We start from the raw sequence: 17,853 nt of genomic DNA on the forward strand, positions 1-17,853 counted from the left end.
TCGAGAAGTACAACGGCTCGATTTCCGCGGAACACGGCGTGGGCATGACCAAGCGTGATTACCTGACCTACAGCCGTTCCCCGGTTGAGATCGAGACTGAGTGCAAAGAGCAGGAAAAATTCTTGTAGATGGTTGGATCGAAATTCAACATATCGTGTAGAGATTCTCAGTGACACAAGCAACACAGTGACGCCACCTTAACCCTTTTTCCGGAACGTGCCAATGTTTCTTGCGAAGGTTTCTCTCTTTTAAGGATCGACGGTGTGACGGTTCGTCGCCAACGCAGCTAATTCCTGCCTGTTCGGCCGGAATTGCAGCGCGGACTTTGAACCCGGCGGCGCGCCCGGTAAGATGCCGGACAGAATTTTTCGACCTCGCTATTCAGGACACCCGCCATGAGCATCAAATCGGACAAGTGGATTCGCCGCATGGCGCAGGAACACGGCATGATCGAGCCTTTCGTCGAGCGCCAGATGCGCGGTAGCGACGATAGCCGTGTGATCTCCTACGGCGTTTCGAGCTACGGCTACGATGTGCGTTGCACCAATCACTTCAAGGTGTTCACCAACATCAACTCGGCCATTGTCGACCCGAAAAACTTCGATGCCGGCAGCTTCGTCGACATCCACAGCGACGTGTGCATCATTCCGCCAAACTCCTTCGCTCTGGCCAGCACCGTCGAATACTTCCGCATTCCGCGTAATGTATTGACCATTTGCCTGGGCAAAAGCACCTACGCGCGCTGCGGCATCATCGTCAACGTCACGCCGCTCGAGCCTGAGTGGGAAGGTCACGTGACCCTGGAATTCTCCAACACCACCAACTTGCCGGCGAAAATCTACGCGAACGAAGGCGTGGCGCAGATGCTGTTCCTCGAATCCGACGAAGAGTGCGAAGTCTCCTACAAGGACCGTGGCGGCAAGTATCAGGGCCAGCGTGGCGTCACCTTGCCACGCACCTGAGTCAGCCGTCCGACGGACCTTGGGAATTCCTGGGCGAGCGTACACTCTATGGGGTGTACTGTTCCGATTCGCGCAAGGCGGATCGGGCCATCGCCCAGGAGTGCTTTATGAAGATCGATCCCAGAATAAGTGCCGAACTGGCAAGGCTTGAGCCCAATCAGGTTGGCGTTTTGGCCTGGTCCTTGTTGGCACACCCGCCCGTCAGCATGGCAGGGGGCATCCCCGGCCAGCCTGATCCCGATACCCCCAACGAACAACCGACCGAGCCCGGTGAGCCAACCTTGCCCGACGAGCCGCCTCCTGCGCCGGTGGCATGAGATAGCCTTTCTGCAGGAGCTAAGCTTGCTCGCGATGAACGTGAGGGCAACGAGTTTTCCAGACAGTCCTCGTCACCGTTAACGTCCATCGCGAGCAAGCTTCGCTCCTACAGGGGCCATATTTCGTTATCACCGATGACAAAAATCCTGCAGTGGTCGTCCCGTTCCACCGGATAGCCCCCGGTAAACGCGCCGAAGGCCGGTAGCAGGCTGATGTCCTCGCCAAGTCTGAAACAGGCCAGCCGCAGGCTTTGCCGCCCCCGACCGTTGAGCCGGTAGATCGGATGTATGTGACCGGCGAGCACATGTAGATCCGGATGCGGTTGCGGTTCGTGCTGCAAAGCGAACGGCCCCAGCAGCAATGGCTCCGGCACTACGCCAATGTTCAACGAGGCCGGCGGATCCCCTGCACGCTTGTCGTGGTTGCCGCGAATCAATGTCACGGGCAACTCGGCGTTGCGTGTTCGCCAGTCAGCCAAGGTTTTGAGCGTGGCGGCGGCATGGGAGCCCGGTCCGTGAAGAAAGTCACCGAGGAAAATCAGCTGGCGGCAGGGCAGGGTGGCCAGCAGTCCGTCGAGCACGGCGATATTGTGGCTAGTAGTGCCTTGGGGGACCGGTTGGCCAAGGCTTCGGTAGGCGGCGGCCTTGCCGAAATGCACGTCGGCGATCAACAAGGCTTGCTGGGCAGGCCAGTAGAGGGCTTTCTCCGGTAGCAGCCAAAGTTCCTCGCCGGCCAGTTGCACGGGGTAGGGTGTTCTCATCAGGCTTTCCCAGTCGTGGCGGTTTTCTCGAGGTCGCTGACCATGCGCCTGATGCGGTCGGCGAGTTTTTCCGAACTCATGCTCTCTCGCATACGTTCCACCAACAGTGGAAACCCGAGGGGCGTAGGACGTTTGACCTGATGCAGGTCGAGACGCAGATTACTGATGTGAGCCAACGTCTGCTCCAGACGATGAATATCCAGTTCTTCTCGCAAAACTTCTTCGCCGGCCTGGGCCAATAGCAGATTTTCCGCGTCGTACTGTTTGAACACCTCGAAAAACAACCCACTCGAGGCTTGAACCTGACGAGTGCTTTTCGGAGCGCCGGGGTAACCGGCGAACACCAGCCCGGCGATCCGGGCGATTTCCCGAAAGCGCCGCAAGGCCAGTTCTCCGGCATTTAAGCTGGCGAGTACGTCCCTGAGCAAATGCTCCGGACTCAACAACCCCGGGTTCAACGCTTGCGTCCAGTCCACAGGGGTGGCGCTCAGCAGTTCCAGCCCGTAATCATTGACCGCGATGGAAAACGTCACAGCCTGCTGCTGACTGACTCGCCACGCCAGCAAACTTCCCAGGCCAAGATGCACCTGGCGACCGGCGAAGGGATAAAGGAAAAGATGCCAGCCCTCACGGGACTTCAGCGCCTCAGCCAGCAACGATTGCGTCGTCGGCAAGCCAGACCAGCGTTGTTGCAGCTCCAGCAGCGGACGCAGTGCCTGCATCTGCGGGCCGCTGAATTCGCCGAGCGCCGCCGCGCTGAACCTCGCGACCACCGCTTGCGCCAGTTCATTGGAAAGTGGCATTCGCCCGCCATTCCAGCGCGGTACCGCGGCTTTGTTCACGGTGCTACGTTTGACATAGGCGGTCATGTTTTCCACGCGCACCAACTCCAGCAGGCGTCCGGCGAACAGAAAGCCGTCACCCGGTTTGAGCCGTGCGATGAAAGCTTCTTCAACACTGCCCAGTTGTTTGCCACCACCGCCCTTGCTCCAGAACTTCAATTGAATGCTCGCATCGCTGACGATCGTGCCAATGCTCATGCGGTGACGTCGGGCCAACCGCGCATCGGGTACGCGCCAGATTCCCTGTTCATCCGGTTCGACCCGGCGGTAATCCGGATAGGCTGTCAGGGAAAGTCCGCCATGGCGTACGAAAGCCAGTGCCCAGGTCCAGTCCGCCATGCTGAGATCGCGATAAGCCCAGGCTCCTCGGACCTCTTCGTACAACTCATCGGGTACGAACCCGCCGCCCAGCGCCATGCTGACCAGATGCTGGACCAGCACATCCAAGGGTTTATGAGGTGACTTTCGAGGTTCGATGCGTCGCTGCGCCACGGCGTCCTGTGCCGCTGCGGCTTCGATCAGCTCCAGGCTGTGCGTCGGCACCAGCGTTACCCGTGAAATTCGCCCCGGTGCGTGCCCGGAACGACCCGCACGCTGCATCAGCCGCGCCACACCTTTGGCCGAGCCAATTTGCAACACCCGTTCCACCGGCAGGAAATCCACCCCCAGATCCAGGCTGGAGGTGCAGACCACCGCTTTGAGTTGACCTTCCTTGAGCGCGCGCTCCACCCAGTCGCGGGTTTCACGCGACAACGAACTGTGATGCAGTGCGATCAGCCCGGCCCAGTCCGGCCTTGCTTCAAGCAAGGCCTGATACCAGATTTCCGATTGCGCCCGAGTATTGGTGAAGACCAGGCTGCTGGTGCTGTCATTCAGTTGCGCGACAACCTGCGGCAACATTTTCAGGCCGATATGTCCGGCCCATGGAAAGCGTTCGATCCCGGGCGGCAGCAGCGTATCAACCTGCAGTTTTTTATGGTCACTGCCTTGAACGCTGATGCCGCCGCCCTGTGGGATCAATACCTGCTCGGCGTGGTCCTGATTGCCCAGCGTCGCGGAAACGCCCCACACGATCAATTGCGGACTCCATCGGCGCAGACGCGCCAGGGCCAGTTGCAGCTGCACGCCGCGCTTGTTACCGAGCAATTCGTGCCATTCGTCGACCACGACCATGCGTAAGGTCGACAGTGCTGTTTGCGCGTCGGCTCGGGCGAGCATCAACGTCAGGCTTTCCGGGGTGGTGATCAGTGCGGTGGGCAGGCGCCGGCTCTGGCGCGCTCGTTCGCTGCTGCTGGTGTCGCCTGTACGCAGGCCGACGCTCCACGGGATCTGCAAATCGAGCAGCGGCCCTTGCAGCGCGCGGGCGGTGTCGGCAGCCAGGGCGCGCATCGGGGTTATCCACAATACGGTCAGGGGATCGGCCACGGGTTTTCGTTTGCGTGGTGTTTCAACCGCAGGCGCAGAGGGGGCGAAGCGATTGAGCACGCCGAACCAGAGCGCATAGGTTTTGCCGGTGCCGGTGCTGGCGTGCAACAGACCGGATTGCCCTTGTTGGACGGCTGCCCATACCTGTTTCTGAAAGGTGAACGGCTTCCAGTCGCGAGCGGTGAACCAGCGTTTGGCGAAGTCGGTGGTGGTTCCCATACCGGCGGCGTGCGCTCTAAGAGTGTTCTTTGACTGACCACGGTGTAACCCGAAAGGTTTAATGACTGAACGTAGCTCCTGCCAAGGTAGATGGTCTTCGCCGAGCATTTCTCATATTCGGAAATAACTGTGTTTGTCGTTGAAACCTATTGGGCGATGGGCCGTGGTTTTATCGCTGCGCTGTTCGCCCTGCCGCGTCTTGCCGAGGCAGGCAGCGAGCCGTCGACCATGAATATGAAAAGGAACATTCAGATGAAGTCAGTTCGTGCGGGGCATTTGCGCGCCGATTTGATCACGGAGAGCGGGAAGCTCCTCGCGTTTCGGGCAGCGCCGACGCTCGATTATTTCGAGCAGGCCGGCTTGCACTGCCTTGGCGCGACCAATGGTCAGGACAAGGCGTTTTATGTCTATCTGCCGCTGGGTATCGAGAGTGGCAGGTTTCATCTGGGGTTGAGTGAACGCTCACCGATGATCATTCATGTGACGGGTGATTCGGAAGCGGAGTTGTATCGAGGAGCGCTTGAATTGACCGTAGGGGGCGACGCGCAGTTTGCCGGTAGCTTTCGTGGGCTGGATGCCGAAGGTATCGAGGTGGAAAACGGCAGTTTCAGGTTGGAGTACGAAGCCAGTTGAGTCACGGAAGCCAGTCCGCCTGGCTCCCGTTTCAAGGGCTGTTACTTCAGGTTGCCGCTGAGGAACTGTTTCAGACGCTCGCTCTTCGGGTTGCCCAGCACGTCCTCCGGCGCGCCTTCCTCCTCCACCAGGCCCTGGTGCAGGAACAACACCTGGCTCGACACTTTGCGCGCGAAGCTCATTTCGTGGGTGACCATGATCATGGTCCGGCCTTCTTCGGCCAGGCCCTGGATCACCTTGAGCACTTCACCCACCAGTTCCGGGTCCAGTGCCGAGGTCGGTTCGTCGAACAGCATCACTTCCGGCTCCATGGCCAACGCACGGGCAATCGCCACCCGTTGTTGCTGGCCTCCGGAAAGGAATGCCGGGTATTGATCTGCTACGCGCGCTGGCAGCCCGACCTTGTCGAGGTAACGTCGGGCACGGTCTTCGGCTTCCTGCTTGCTGCAGCCCAACACCCGGCGCGGGGCCATGGTGATGTTTTCCAGCACCGTCATGTGGCTCCACAGGTTGAAATGCTGGAACACCATGGCCAGGCGGGTGCGAATTCGCTGCAGTTCATCGGGATCGGCCACGTGCATGCCGTGACGATCCTTGATCATGCGGATGGCCTGGCCGTCGAGGCTCATGGCACCGTCGTTGGGCTGTTCGAGGAAGTTGATGCAGCGCAGGAAAGTACTTTTTCCGGAGCCGCTGGCACCGATCAGGCTGATGACATCGCCCGTGTTGGCCTTGAGCGAAACGCCCTTGAGCACCTCATGATCGCCATAGCTTTTATGCAGGCCTTCAATGGTCAGTTTGTACATGGAACATGCATCCTCAAGGCGAAAGTAGGTAGCCGCTGCGATAGGCTTCGACGCCCGCGACGTGGGCGATCACCATGCCGGCCGTGGCCATGCGGCGCAGTGAGCGGGCGTACATCAGGCCGGCAACCGTGCAATGGACGGGTGTGACACGGTCGCTGATCGGGTCGATGATGTCGGCGATCAGTTGCCCGGCTTCCAGGTATTGCCCCGGCAGCGCACTGAACACCAGCAAGCCGCCGACCGGCGTCGCCACAGGTTCCACTCCGGCCAGGGGGGTGGCCGGGTAGGGCAGGTCGGGCAATGGCGCCGACTCACCGGCAATCGCGCCGAAACCAATCAGGTAATCAATCAGCGCCTGACTGTCGAGACTCGCCAGTGGGTGGTTGACGTCGCCCTGACCGCGCAGTTCGACGGTGACCGAGAAACTGCCCAGGGGAATGTCGAACTGCTCTCCAAAGCGCTCTTTCAACTGCCACCAGAGCAGGGTGAAGCACTCATCGAACGACTGACCGCCGGAATCGGTAGCCAGCAGGCTGGCTTGGGCACCGATGTAGCGGGCCAGCGGCTCGACCTGCGGCCAGGCCTCGGGCGTGGTGTACAGGTGGGCGACAGCCTCGAAATCGCAATGCAGGTCCAGCACCATGTCGGCATCGCAGGCCAGCCGTTGCAGGGTCAGGCGCTGGGATTGCAGCTGGGTGCTGGCGGTCTGCCGCGCCAATGCCTGGCGCAGGCTGTCGCGGATCAGTTCGAGGTTGCGCTGCGGGTCGTCGCCGAGCTGGCCTTCGATCGCGTTGCCCACTTCTTCGCTCAAATCGACGAACCAGCGGTTGAAGTTCTGTCCGCTTTCGAGCTCATAGCGGCCCAGCGGTACATCCATCAGTACCTGTTCCAGGCCCGCCGGGTTGGCCACGGGTACCAGGACGATTTCGCTGCGCAGCCGGCCGGCGGCTTCCAGCTCCGCCAGGCGTTGCTTGAGGTGCCACGCCACCAGCATGCCGGGCATTTCATCGGCGTGCAGGGACGACTGGATGTAGATCTTGCCGCTGGCCGGTTGAGGGCCGAAGTGAAAACTGTGGATCTGTCGTGTGGTCCCCGGCAGTGGGGTGAGCAAATCATGTATCTGGTGGCGCATTTGTCGTGTATCCCGAAGCGGGTCCTAGTGAGTTGGCCCGAGGAAGGCCAGCCATCGGCGTTCGGCGAGGCGGAACATGCCGACCAGCGCAAAGGTGACGGTCAGGTAGATCAGGGCGGCGATGCCAAACGACTGGAAGGTCAGGAAGGTCGCCGAGTTGGCGTCCCGAGCGACTTTCAGGATGTCCGGGATGGTCGCGGTGAACGCCACGGTGGTCGAGTGCAGCATCAGGATCACTTCGTTGCTGTAGTAAGGCAGCGAGCGACGCAGGGCCGAAGGCATGATCACGTAGGCATACAGCTTCCAGCCTGTCAGGCCGTAGGCCTTGGCGGCTTCGACTTCACCGTGGGCCATGCTGCGGATCGCCCCGGCGAAGATCTCCGTGGTGTAGGCGCAGGTGTTCAGGGCGAACGCCAGGATGGTGCAGTTCATCGCATCGCGAAAGAAGCTGTCGAGCAGCGGTTGCGCGCGCACGGCGGCCAGGCTGTAGATCCCGGTGTAGCAGATCAGCAGCTGGATATACAAAGGCGTGCCGCGGAACAGGTAGGTGTAGAACTGCACCGGCCAGCGAATGTAGAAGTGCGGTGAAACCCGGGCGATCGACAGCGGAATCGAGACGATGAAGCCGATGAAAATCGATGCACTGAGCAACCACAGGGTCATGGCCAGGCCAGTGATGTTGTTGCCGTCGCTGTAGAGGAAGGGTTTCCAGTATTCCTGCAAGAGTTCGATCATCGTACGGCCTCCCGGGTACCGGCGGCGTAGCGGCGTTCGAGCCAGCGCAGAATGATGTTGGACGCACTGGTGATCAGCAGGTAGATCAGGGCGGCGAGCACCAGGAAGTAGAACAGTTGATAGCTGCTTTTACCCGCATCCTGGGCTGCCTTGACCAGGTCGGCGAGGCCGATGATCGACACCAGTGCAGTGGCCTTGAGCATGACCATCCAGTTGTTGCCGATACCCGGCAAGGCATAGCGCATCATTTGCGGGAACACCACGATGCGAAACCGCTGCCCGCGCTTGAGCCCGTAGGCGACGGCCGCTTCGACCTGGCCGCGAGGCACGGCGAGAATCGCGCCGCGGAAGGTTTCGGTGAAGTAGGCGCCGTAAATGAAGCCCAGGGTCAGTACCCCGGCGCTGAACGGGTTGATTTCGATGTATTCCCATTCCATGTAATCGGTGAGCGACGTCAGCCAGGTTTGCAGGCTGTAGAAGATCAGCAGCATCAGCACCAGGTCCGGCACCCCGCGAATCAGCGTGGTGTAGCACTGGGCGAGCAGGCGCAGCAGTTTGACTTTTGACAGCTTGGCACTGGCGCCGAGCAGGCCGAGCAATACGGCCACCAGCAGCGACATCGCCGATAACTTGATGGTCATCCAGGTGCCTTCCATCAGCAGCGGGCCAAAGCCCTTGAGGCTGAAGGCGGAGAGCCCCAGATTTTGCAGGAGGTTTTCGAACATAAATCAGCAACCTGATCGAATGAAAAAAGCGCCCATCGCGAGATGGGCGCCGGGCATTACTTGCCGCTGTACAGGTTCAGATCGCCAAAGTGTTTCTTTTGAATGGTGGCGTAGGTGCCATCATCGTGTAACGCTTTGATACCTTTATCCAAAAGTGCTTTCAGCTCGGTGTTACCTTTCTTAATACCAATTGCCGTCTTGGCTGGCAGCAGTTCGCTGTCGACCGGCTTGCTAATTTCGTAACCGGCACCGTTTGGCGACTTCAGGAAGCCCAGTTCAGCTTGCAGCATGTCCTGGATCGCGGCGTCGAGACGGCCGGAAGTCAGGTCGGAATACACCTGGTCCTGGTTCTGATAGGCCTGGGTTTTTACCCCCGCCTTGTCCAGGACGGCCTTGGCATAGGCTTCCTGGATGGTGCCTTGTTCGTAGCCGACGGTCTTGCCTTTGAGCGAAGCAACGTCTTCGGTCAGGCCGGAACCTTTCTTGAACACGTAGGCGGTTGGGCCGGAGAACAGCTCATTGGAGAAGTCGATGACTTTTTCGCGGGCCGGGGTGACGGTCATCGAAGAGATTACACCGTCGAATTTATTGGCCTTGAGGCCAGGAATCATGCCGTCGAAGTCGCTTTCGACCCATTTGCACTTGACCTTCAGCTCGGCGCAGATCGCGTTTCCCAGGTCGATGTCGAAGCCCACCAGGTTGCCGTCGGCCGCTTTCGACTCGAACGGTGCGTAGGAAGGGTCAACACCAAAACGCAGTTCCTTGTATTCCTTTGCCAGCGCGGAACCGGCTGCCACGCACAACGCCAGTGCAGAAAGGGTCAGCAATGCTTTTTTCATTATTCAATCCCTAAGAACCAATATGAGCGCTTGTGGCGCAGAATTATTGTTACTGGTAAGCGTAAGCCCTAATGAAAGTAGCAATTTCCGAACCATAGTGCCGAACAAGCGTTTAAAAGGTTTTTCGAGAAATTGCCGGAGGGGATTAGTGCACGAAAATGGGCGTCATGAAAAGCCCGCACTTTTCTGGATCCGCACAGCGCTGGCAAAGAGGCATTCAGCCGAGCAAATCCTGCAATGTGCCCAGGTGATCCGCCTCTTCAACCGATTTGTCCTGGCGCCAGCGCAGCATCCGCGGAAACCGCACCGCAATCCCGCTTTTGTGCCGCTTGGACAAGGCAATGCCCTCGAAACCCAGTTCAAACACGAGGCTGGGCTTGACGCTGATCACCGGGCCGAATTTTTCCACCGTGGTCCTGCGCACGATGTTGTCGACCTGGCGCATTTGTTCATCGGTCAACCCTGAATAGGCCTTGGCAAACGGCACCAGCGCGCGCTCGCTGGCGTCGGGTGGCGCGTCCCAGACGGCGAAGGTGTAATCGCTGTAGAGATTGGCCCGCCGGCCATGGCCGCGCTGGGCATAGATCAGCACCGCGTCGACACTGAAGGGGTCGACTTTCCATTTCCACCAGACCCCCATGTCCTTGGTGCGACCGACGCCGTAGAGCGCGTCCCTTGCCTTGAGCATCATGCCTTCGACCCCAAGCCTGCGCGATGCTTCCCGCTGCCCGGCGAGGTCGAACCAGTCTTCGCCGGTCAACAGGGGCGAGGCGAGCAGCAGTGGATTGTTGGCCTGGGTGATTAGCTCCTCCAGTTGACTGCGCCGCCGGTTTTGCGGCTGATTGCGCCAGTCCTCGCCTTGCCATTCCAGCAAGTCGTACGCGAGGATGACCACCGGTACGTCATTGAGAATCTTACGGGTGAGGTTTTTCCGGCCGATGCGCTGCTGTAGCAGGGCGAAAGGTTGTACGGCAGGGGAATCCGGGGGCGGATCGAAGGCATCTTCGGTCCCTGCGTGAGCGGCTTTCCAGGCGACGATCTCGCCGTCGATCACGGTGCCGTCGGGCAAGCAGTGGATCAGGCTGTCAAATTCAGGAAAGCGATCGGTGAGCAACTCTTCACCCCGGGACCAGATCCACAGGCGCCCCTCGCGCTTGACGATTTGGGCGCGGATGCCGTCCCACTTCCATTCCACCTGCCACTGGCTGGTGGTGCCGAGCAGCGCTTCGAATTGTTCGACCGGTTGTGCCAGGGCATGGGCGAGAAAAAACGGATACGGTTGACCGCCGCGTTGCGCATGCTCGTCGGGGGATTGCGCGGCGATTAACTTCAAGTAGCTGGCGGCACTCGGCCGGTGGGACAGGTCGGTGTAGCCGACCATTCGCTGCGCCACGCGCTTGCTGTCCAGGCCAGCCATGGAGGCCAGCGCCCGGGTCACCAGCAACTTGGAGACACCGACACGAAAGCTGCCGGTGATCAATTTGATGCACAGCATCAGGCTGGGACGGTCCAGCTGCGACCAGAGAACGGGCAGGCGTTCGGCGAGCACCTGTGGGGATTCGCCGCGCAAGGGCAACAGTTTGTCCTCGATCCACACCGCCAGGCCGTCGCTGGAACGGTAGGGCATCTCGGGCAGCACCAGGGAAATGGTTTCCGCCAGATCGCCCACCGCCTGGTAGCTTTCTTCGAACAGCCAGGCTGAAAGCCCGGAATACGCGACGGCCAACTCACGCAGGACGCGTACCGGCACCAACTGCCTGGGGCGGCCTCCGGACAGAAAGTACACCGCCCACGCCGCATCTTCCGGTGCGGCCCGGGCAAAATAGTCTTGCATCGCCGCCAGCTTGGCGTTGCTCGACGTGGTGGCGTCGAGCTCGGCGTACAACTGGGCGAAAGCCTTCATGGCAGCGCCTCGACGCTCTCGGTTTCGACCGTTGATGCCTCCTCGTCGTCACCGTACTCGGTGCGAAAGCCCTGGGCATCGAGGCCTTGTTCACGCAGGTGGCGCACCAGGACCGCGACAGAACCGTGAGTGACCATCACCCGTTCAGCGCCAGTCTGTTCGATGGCCCAAAGCAAGCCCGGCCAGTCAGCGTGATCGGACAACACGAACCCGCGATCCACACCGCGTCGCCGACGTGCTCCGCGTAAACGCATCCAGCCGCTGGCGAAGCCGTCGCTGTAGTCACCGAAGCGGCGCATCCAGGTGCTGCCACCGGCGGAAGGTGGGGCGATGACCAGTGCTGTGCGCAGCAGCGGATCGCTCTTCTGGAAGTCGCCGGCGTAGAGCGTCGGTGGCAGGTCTATGCCAGCCTCACGGTAGACACGGTTTAGCGGCTCGACCGCGCCATGAGTCAGGATCGGCCCGAGACTGGCATCAATGCCGTGGAGAATGCGCTGGGCCTTGCCGAAGGAATAGCAGAACAGCACGCTGGCTTTATCTTGTGCGGCATTCGCTTGCCACCACTGATTGATCTCGGCAAAGACCTGCGCCTGCGGCTGCCAGCGATAGATCGGCAGGCCGAATGTCGACTCGGTGATGAAGGTGTGACAGCGCACCGGTTCGAACGGCGCGCAGGTGCCGTCGGGTTCGATCTTGTAGTCCCCTGACGCCACCCAGACTTCCCCGCCATATTCCAGGCGCACCTGGGCCGAGCCAAGGACGTGACCGGCAGGGTGGAAACTCAGGGTGACGCCGTGATGCAGCAACCGCTCGCCATATACCAGGGTTTGCAGGTTGATGTCCTGGCCCAGTCGCGCGCGCAGTATCCCTTCACCGGGCGCCGCAGCCAGATAATGCTGGTTGCCGGTACGGGCGTGGTCGCCATGGGCGTGAGTAATGACGCAACGCTCGACCGGCCGCCACGGGTCGATGTAGAAATCGCCCGCGGGGCAGTACAAACCTTCAGGACGCGCGATGACAAGATCCACGGTGCAATCCATGTGGAGGGGCTTGTTAGCTAGGAGGCTGGCGCGGGGGGAGAAGTTCTATCGGGATTCAAGGGGTAAACAACCTACCCCTGTAGGAGCGAGCTTGCTCGCGAAAGCGGCTGCACATTCAACAGGTATGTTGACTGGTACACCGCCTTCGCGAGCAAGCCCGCTCCCACATTTTGGTCCCGCGTTATTTGCCTGGCGTCAGGGTCAACCGCTTGGTCCCATACACCCTGTCAAAGTTCTCCGGCTGCATCGGCAGGCTCTGGTACTGCCCCTTCAGCCACGGCTCGATACCGTTGAGGTAGTTCGGGCTGGCCGGGTTGCCGGACTGGCCGGTGGCGATCTGGCCCATCAGCGGTTCCGGCTGGCCGAAGTCCACGATCAGGCGCATGGCCGGTACCCGCGTCGTGTTGAAGTCCTGGCCCACGGCGTACGCGGCGGTGTTGAGGGTGGTGTGGTCGCCGCCGGCCGGCTGCGGACCGCGCACAATCTGGCCACTGGCGTTCTTCCACTCATAGCGGTGAAGTTTGCCCCACTGCCAGGCTCTACGATCGCCGCCCAATTGACTCTCGCCTGCGGTGATCGCCGCGGCCAGGCTGCGGGCGAGGATCGCCGGTTTGTCTTCCTTCTGCGCGGTGTGCACATCATCCCAGAACGGACTGTCTTCACGCCCCAGCAAGTGATCGGCCTGCGCCGCGTAAGACAAGGCGCCATTGCTGATGAAGGCCTGCCACGCCGGGCTGCCCTGCGGTCCCAGTTCATCGAGGAAAATCTGCCGAGTGCTTTCCTGAAGGAACAACTGGTAAATCGCTGCGTCGGCGGAGGTCGAGGCGAGTTTGCCGTCAAACGCCATCAAGCGGGTCAGGGTCTCGCGGGCCTTGCCACGATCTGCCACCGGCAAGGCCTCGATGGCCTGCTTGAGCGGCTGTGACATGCCCGGTGCTTCGAACATTTTCTTCAGTTTGGCGGCGAATGTCGTGGTCTGGTCGTATTGCATGGCGATCAGGCTACGGGTGTCGTGTTTGCCCACGCCAGCCAGTTCGGCCAGGCGCTCGCCACGTTCCGGTGCCGACCAGGAATTGGACAGCTGCATGCCATAGCCATGGGGAATGACCCGCTGGTTGGCGGTGCCGAGCCAGCCCTGGGCCGGGTCCTGATCGTAGGGGTGCAGCATCGGGTCGGCGTAACCGTCCCAATCGTAACGTCCCTCCCAGCCAGGCGATGGCAGCAGGCCTTCGCCTTCGCGGCGGTTCGGATAGCGGCCGGTGACTTGCCAGCCAATGTTGCTGGCATCGGCAAACACCAGGTTCAGGGCAATGGCGCGAATCTCGCGGCTGGCGTCCGAGGCTTTCTCGACGTTCTGCGCCCGGGATAAATCAAAGAAGGCGTCGAGGCTCTTGTCGTCGGTAAAGCTCGGTGTTTGCAAAGCCAGGCCGAAACCGCTGCCCTGGGCCAGGCCCTGGGCACTGTTGAGCAGGGGGCCGTGACGGGTTTCGAACACGGCTTCGCGTATCGGCCGCTGGCCTTTGACGAAGTAAGTTTCGTTGCGCACGATCACCGGCTGCCACTTGCCAGCGGTTTCGTAGGACAGCCCGTTACCCTGGCGTTTGATTTTTTCCAGGAACAGGTCCTGGTTATCGCCCATGACGCTCGTCATGCTCCAGGCCACTTTGCCGTTGAAGCCGCCCAGGATCATCGGCAGGCCGGCGACGGTCACGCCGGAAGCCTGATACTTCGGTGCGCGGATCTGCACGTAGCTGAACAGCGTCGGCACCCCCATCGGGCCATGGCTGTCGCTGGCCAGCAGGCTTTTACCGCTGCGGCTGCGTTGCGGGGCAATGGCCCAGTTGTTCGAGGAGGTGGCGCCCAGCAGATTCAGCTCGGACAGCTGGCCGGTGGCCTTGCTGATGTCCGCCAGGCCGGGTACCTGTCCGTTGAGCTTGATGCCTTGCAGCTTTTCACTTTCGCCCAGCGGCAATTTTTCATCCGGGGCGGACGGGGTCAGCCACGGCAGTTTTTCGCTGGTGACGGTCTGGGCCAGCACCAGCGAGGCAATTTCCTCGGGCAGGTTGGCTGACTGGCTGAAGTTGAGCAGGCAGAAAATCAGCGCCGAATCTTCCGGCTTCCAGTACTCGGGCTTGTAGCCAGTGGCGACGAGGTCGGCAGGCAGCTTGTCGCGGTAGCGGAACAGATAGGCGTTGACCCCGCGGGCATAGACTTCGAAGAAGCGCTTGAGCCGGGGTGAAGAGGCCTTGTACAACTCGCCGGCGCTTTTCTTCAGGTTGACCGCGCGCATATAGCGGTCAGCGTCCAACAGGTCCGCCCCCTGCATCTCGGACAATCGACCCTGGGCAAGCAATCGCAGGGTGACCATTTGCGTGATGCGGTCACTGGCGTGCACATAACCCAAGGCAAACAGTGCGTCGTGGAAGGTGCTGCTTTCGATCAACGGCATGCCCATGGCATTGCGTCGCACCGAAACGTTCTGCGCCAAGCCTTTGATCGGCTCCACGCCAGTCGTTGGTAGGAGGCTGTCCTGGGCATTGAAGCTCTGGCAACCGGTCAGGCTCAAGGCGCCCGCCACTGCTGCGGCAACGCCGAACCGGGGTAGAAAATGGGAAAGGGCTGGCGAGGCCATGGCAAAGCTCCTGCGGGGGTAAAGGCGGCGGCGCGAAATAAAGGCGCTACGTTAGTGAGCAGGAGGGGGGCGCGCAAGCGGGACGCGGGGTTATTTCAAGAATCGGCCGGATGGCGCCATCGGTCGAGCCTGTTATTTCTGACAGTAGACAATCAAAGGTGCTGACGGGACTCTGGTTTCCTGCTCACGCTGAATGGGCTCAGCGTGCCTGGCGTACGGGGTCTCTACATGAACCGCAAATGGCTGGTCAGTGTCGTGGCAATCTGCCTCGGTATCGGCGCACTGTTCTTTTCGGCAAAACAGGCGACGCTCGAGCGCAGCCCCTACGCCTTGTTTGAGCCGCCCATGACGGTTGAGCAAAAAGCCGAGGTGCAACGGCAAATCGACCGACAGCTCATTCGTAAGTCCGGTGGGAAGCAAGTCAGTCCTACCCAAGTGACTTACGACGAGGGTGCCGTCGTGCTGGCCTTCCCGGTACCCGGCGACTCGGGGCCGTCTGACCGCACTTGTGACTATGGTTACATCTGTCTCTGGAGCGCCGCGGATTTTGCGGGCCGGAAATTGTCATTGCTCAGTTCTGCGAAAAGCCGGCCCGTCGACCTGTCCGACTACGGTATGAGCGCCGAGGTCTCCTCCTGGCAACACAACAACAAGACCGGCTCGGTGAAGATCTTCGGCGTGGATGGGCCTGGCGCCAGGGGCACCATGGTGATGAGCAATATCAGGGAAGTGATCCTCGGTAAGGGCTGTTGTCCGTTCAGTATTCCCGAGGATGCCCGCATCATCGACACCTGGACGGAGATCAATTCCCAGAGCCGACTGTTCGAGAATAACGACCGGATCGTGAGTATCGCGTTTGCGCCCATGTTCATGTTGTTTGCCCGGTAGAAAATAGGCTGACGACCAGACCAGCCCTTCACCCGCTGAACCGATTTTGTCCTCGATACTGGCCGACTAGTGGCCTTGCAAGCCGGAGGCCGCTGTCTATGCTGACGTCTAACTAACCATGCCGACCGTTATCGCCGTGTGTGGATCACCGAGCCAAGCTGCCAGAGTGCGCAACCCAAGGCACCGACACACTTGCAGGAAGCTGTCCGGAAATGGAGTTCGCTTATGAGCACGTTAGGGCCGGCCCCCCAGGGCTATCAAGAGAAGGATGTCTTGATGAGAGTGTCGCGATAAGGACCCCTCCGATCGAACATCACCTATCACCTGATTGGTTCCTCCTCCTTGGAGGAACGCGTGTGCCTGTTCTGTTGAACGTAGTGGTGGATTTGAAAGACCAGCAACTTTCATAAACGCGCATAGGTGATACGACCATGTTTAACTTGCATCACAAGGCTGACCTGCTGGAAATCGAACGTTTCAGCTGCGCGCTGACTGAAGCCAACGCCAAGCTGGCTGCCGTCAGCCGGTCAATGGCGATGATTGAATTCACCCCCGATGGCATTGTCCTTGAAGCCAACGAGAATTTTTGTAGCGCCATGGGTTACAGCGCCGATGAAGTGCGCGGCAAACACCACCGGATATTCTGTGAAGAGGCGTTTTACCGTAGTGAAGAGTACGCCAAGTTGTGGCGTGATCTGGCTCGGGGCGAACCGATCAGCGGAACCTTCCTGCGCCTGAACAAGAGTGGCAAGGAGATCTGGCTCGAAGCCAGCTACATGCCGGTGTTCGGCCCGGACCGGCAGGTGCGCAGCGTGATCAAGGTGGCCACTGACATTTCCGCCCGGGTTCACCAGGAACACGAAAACCAAAGCAGGCTCGCCGCCCTTGGCCGCTCCATGGCGGTAATCGAGTTCACCCCCGAAGGTCGGGTGATCACGGCCAACGAAAACTTCCTGAAAACCACGCAGTACTCGCTCCATGAAATCGTCGGTCAGCATCACAGCCTGTTCTGTCATCGCGCCGAAGCGGAATCCCAGGGCTACAGGAATTTCTGGGCCTCGCTGAACCGCGGCGAATATCACTCCCATCGTTTCGAGCGCAAGAACAAGCAGGGTCAGACGATCTTCCTGGAAGCCTCCTACAATCCGCTGTTCGACGCCAAGGGCCGCCTGTACAAAGTGGTCAAGTTCGCCAGCGACATCACCCAGCAGATGACCACCCTGCAAACCGCCGCGGACTCGGCCCACAGCACCTCGGTGCAAAACGACGCCTGCGCGCGCAAGGGCTCCGAGGTGGTGCAGCAGACGGTGCAGATCATCCAGGACATCTCCAGGGACCTGAACCAGGCGGCGCTGAGCATCGATGCGGTGAGTAAACAGTCTGACATCATCGGTACCATCGTCCAGACCATCCGCGGGATTGCCGATCAGACCAACTTGCTGGCGCTCAACGCCGCCATCGAAGCGGCTCGGGCCGGCGAGCATGGGCGAGGCTTTGCCGTGGTGGCCGATGAGGTGCGCAGCCTTGCCGCACGCACCAGCCAGGCCACCCTGGAAATTGTCGAGGTGGTGCGCAAGAACCACGACCTGTCATTGAGTGCGGTTTCGAGCATGCAGTCGAGCCTGAGTCGAACCGGGCTGGGCGTGGAACTGGCGAACGAGGCGGGGGAGGTGATCCTGGAGATCCAGCAGGGATCGCGCCATGTGGTGGACGCGATCAGCCAGTTCAACTCGACGTTGCAGTTGAACTGATCACCCACCTGATTTCGAATGTGCTCTTGTAGCAGCCATGCTTGCCGGCGAAGGCGCCCGTAAGACGAGCGCAATGTTTAAGGACGCCTTCGCCGGCAAGCCGGGCTCCTACAAAAAAAACAGCATCTCGTCAGGCAGCGGCGCGGAGGTTGCTTGCAGGCCTACGAGGGTCTTGGCGAACGCTTCATCGACGTTATCGCTGATGCGCGAGGCTTCGCTCACCTGTTGCGTGGCATGACGCTT

At 60.4% G+C, this 17,853-nt stretch carries 14 protein-coding genes and 3 pseudogenes; 7 read left to right on the top strand and 10 right to left on the bottom strand.

The genetic code is table 11. The features are described 5' to 3' along the window. From ACIO0C_RS24705 to ACIO0C_RS24715, 3 genes and pseudogenes are all read left to right on the top strand, one after another. Window positions 1-92 (top strand): annotated as a pseudogene (locus tag ACIO0C_RS24705) (FAD-linked oxidase C-terminal domain-containing protein); the annotation flags it as partial. Between the two features lie 303 nt (window positions 93-395). Further along, window positions 396-962: a dCTP deaminase gene (gene dcd / locus ACIO0C_RS24710; protein ID WP_007940589.1), complete on the top strand. Its 567-nt coding sequence runs from the start codon at window positions 396-398 to the stop codon at window positions 960-962. 107 nt (window positions 963-1,069) lie between these two features. Beyond that, window positions 1,070-1,279, top strand: coding sequence for a hypothetical protein (locus tag ACIO0C_RS24715; RefSeq protein ID WP_008060697.1), 210 nt, complete (start codon window positions 1,070-1,072; stop codon window positions 1,277-1,279). Window positions 1,280-1,386: 107 nt separating this feature from the next. Here the strand turns inward: ACIO0C_RS24715 and pdeM are convergent, their stop codons facing one another. Beyond that, window positions 1,387-2,040: a ligase-associated DNA damage response endonuclease PdeM gene (gene pdeM / locus ACIO0C_RS24720; protein WP_401315902.1), complete on the bottom strand. Its 654-nt coding sequence runs from the start codon at window positions 2,038-2,040 to the stop codon at window positions 1,387-1,389. Continuing rightward, a complete protein-coding gene (locus ACIO0C_RS24725; RefSeq protein ID WP_401315905.1) occupies window positions 2,040-4,526 on the bottom strand; it encodes a ligase-associated DNA damage response DEXH box helicase in 2,487 nt (828 codons plus the stop codon). Before ACIO0C_RS24725 ends, pdeM begins: the two co-directional genes overlap by 1 nt. 129 nt (window positions 4,527-4,655) lie before the next feature. Between ACIO0C_RS24725 and ACIO0C_RS24730 the strand changes: the two genes are divergently transcribed. Next, the gene (locus ACIO0C_RS24730) at window positions 4,656-5,159 is read left to right on the top strand and encodes a hypothetical protein (RefSeq protein ID WP_401315907.1); all 504 of its coding nucleotides are present in this window, start codon (window positions 4,656-4,658) and stop codon (window positions 5,157-5,159) included. Window positions 5,160-5,200: 41 nt separating this feature from the next. On the opposite strand, the gene ACIO0C_RS24735 is transcribed toward ACIO0C_RS24730, so the two are convergent. The 8 genes from ACIO0C_RS24735 to ACIO0C_RS24770 all read right to left on the bottom strand — a co-directional run bounded on the left by ACIO0C_RS24735 (window position 5,201) and on the right by ACIO0C_RS24770 (window position 14,971). After that, entirely contained in the window at window positions 5,201-5,965 is a 765-nt protein-coding gene (locus tag ACIO0C_RS24735) for an ABC transporter ATP-binding protein (protein ID WP_401315909.1), read from the bottom strand. Between the two features lie 13 nt (window positions 5,966-5,978). Next, on the bottom strand, window positions 5,979-7,097 hold the full coding sequence (locus ACIO0C_RS24740) for a succinylglutamate desuccinylase/aspartoacylase family protein (protein ID WP_401315910.1): 1,119 nt from the start codon (window positions 7,095-7,097) through the stop codon (window positions 5,979-5,981). A gap of 24 nt (window positions 7,098-7,121) precedes the next feature. Beyond that, window positions 7,122-7,832, bottom strand: a complete 711-nt coding sequence (locus ACIO0C_RS24745) for an ABC transporter permease (protein WP_401315912.1) — start codon at window positions 7,830-7,832, stop codon at window positions 7,122-7,124. Next, window positions 7,829-8,557 (bottom strand): ABC transporter permease, encoded by a 729-nt coding sequence (locus ACIO0C_RS24750; protein ID WP_401315914.1) that lies wholly within the window; start codon window positions 8,555-8,557, stop codon window positions 7,829-7,831. Before ACIO0C_RS24750 ends, ACIO0C_RS24745 begins: the two co-directional genes overlap by 4 nt. 56 nt (window positions 8,558-8,613) lie before the next feature. Then, window positions 8,614-9,396 carry a transporter substrate-binding domain-containing protein gene (locus tag ACIO0C_RS24755; RefSeq protein ID WP_401315916.1) on the bottom strand — a complete coding sequence of 261 codons (783 nt, stop codon included), beginning with the start codon at window positions 9,394-9,396 and terminating at the stop codon, window positions 8,614-8,616. A gap of 217 nt (window positions 9,397-9,613) precedes the next feature. Continuing rightward, window positions 9,614-11,299, bottom strand: coding sequence for an ATP-dependent DNA ligase (locus ACIO0C_RS24760; RefSeq protein ID WP_401315917.1), 1,686 nt, complete (start codon window positions 11,297-11,299; stop codon window positions 9,614-9,616). Then, complete coding sequence (locus tag ACIO0C_RS24765; protein ID WP_401315918.1) at window positions 11,296-12,327, bottom strand: ligase-associated DNA damage response exonuclease; 1,032 nt, start codon at window positions 12,325-12,327, stop codon at window positions 11,296-11,298. Before ACIO0C_RS24765 ends, ACIO0C_RS24760 begins: the two co-directional genes overlap by 4 nt. A gap of 193 nt (window positions 12,328-12,520) precedes the next feature. Then, on the bottom strand, window positions 12,521-14,971 hold the full coding sequence (locus ACIO0C_RS24770; protein WP_401315919.1) for a penicillin acylase family protein: 2,451 nt from the start codon (window positions 14,969-14,971) through the stop codon (window positions 12,521-12,523). Window positions 14,972-15,199: 228 nt separating this feature from the next. On the opposite strand from ACIO0C_RS24770, the gene ACIO0C_RS24775 reads away from it, so the two are divergent. From ACIO0C_RS24775 to ACIO0C_RS24785, 3 genes and pseudogenes are all read left to right on the top strand, one after another. After that, window positions 15,200-15,859: a peptidase inhibitor family I36 protein gene (locus ACIO0C_RS24775; RefSeq protein WP_401315922.1), complete on the top strand. Its 660-nt coding sequence runs from the start codon at window positions 15,200-15,202 to the stop codon at window positions 15,857-15,859. Window positions 15,860-16,395: 536 nt separating this feature from the next. After that, window positions 16,396-17,064 (top strand): annotated as a pseudogene (locus ACIO0C_RS24780) (PAS domain-containing protein); the annotation flags it as partial. Window positions 17,065-17,193: 129 nt separating this feature from the next. Further along, window positions 17,194-17,610: pseudogene (locus ACIO0C_RS24785) on the top strand (methyl-accepting chemotaxis protein); the annotation flags it as partial. Window positions 17,611-17,853: the final 243 nt, after the last annotated feature.

The sequence above is a fragment of the Pseudomonas sp. NPDC087336 genome (genome assembly GCF_044744285.1).
Taxonomy (GTDB): domain Bacteria; phylum Pseudomonadota; class Gammaproteobacteria; order Pseudomonadales; family Pseudomonadaceae; genus Aquipseudomonas.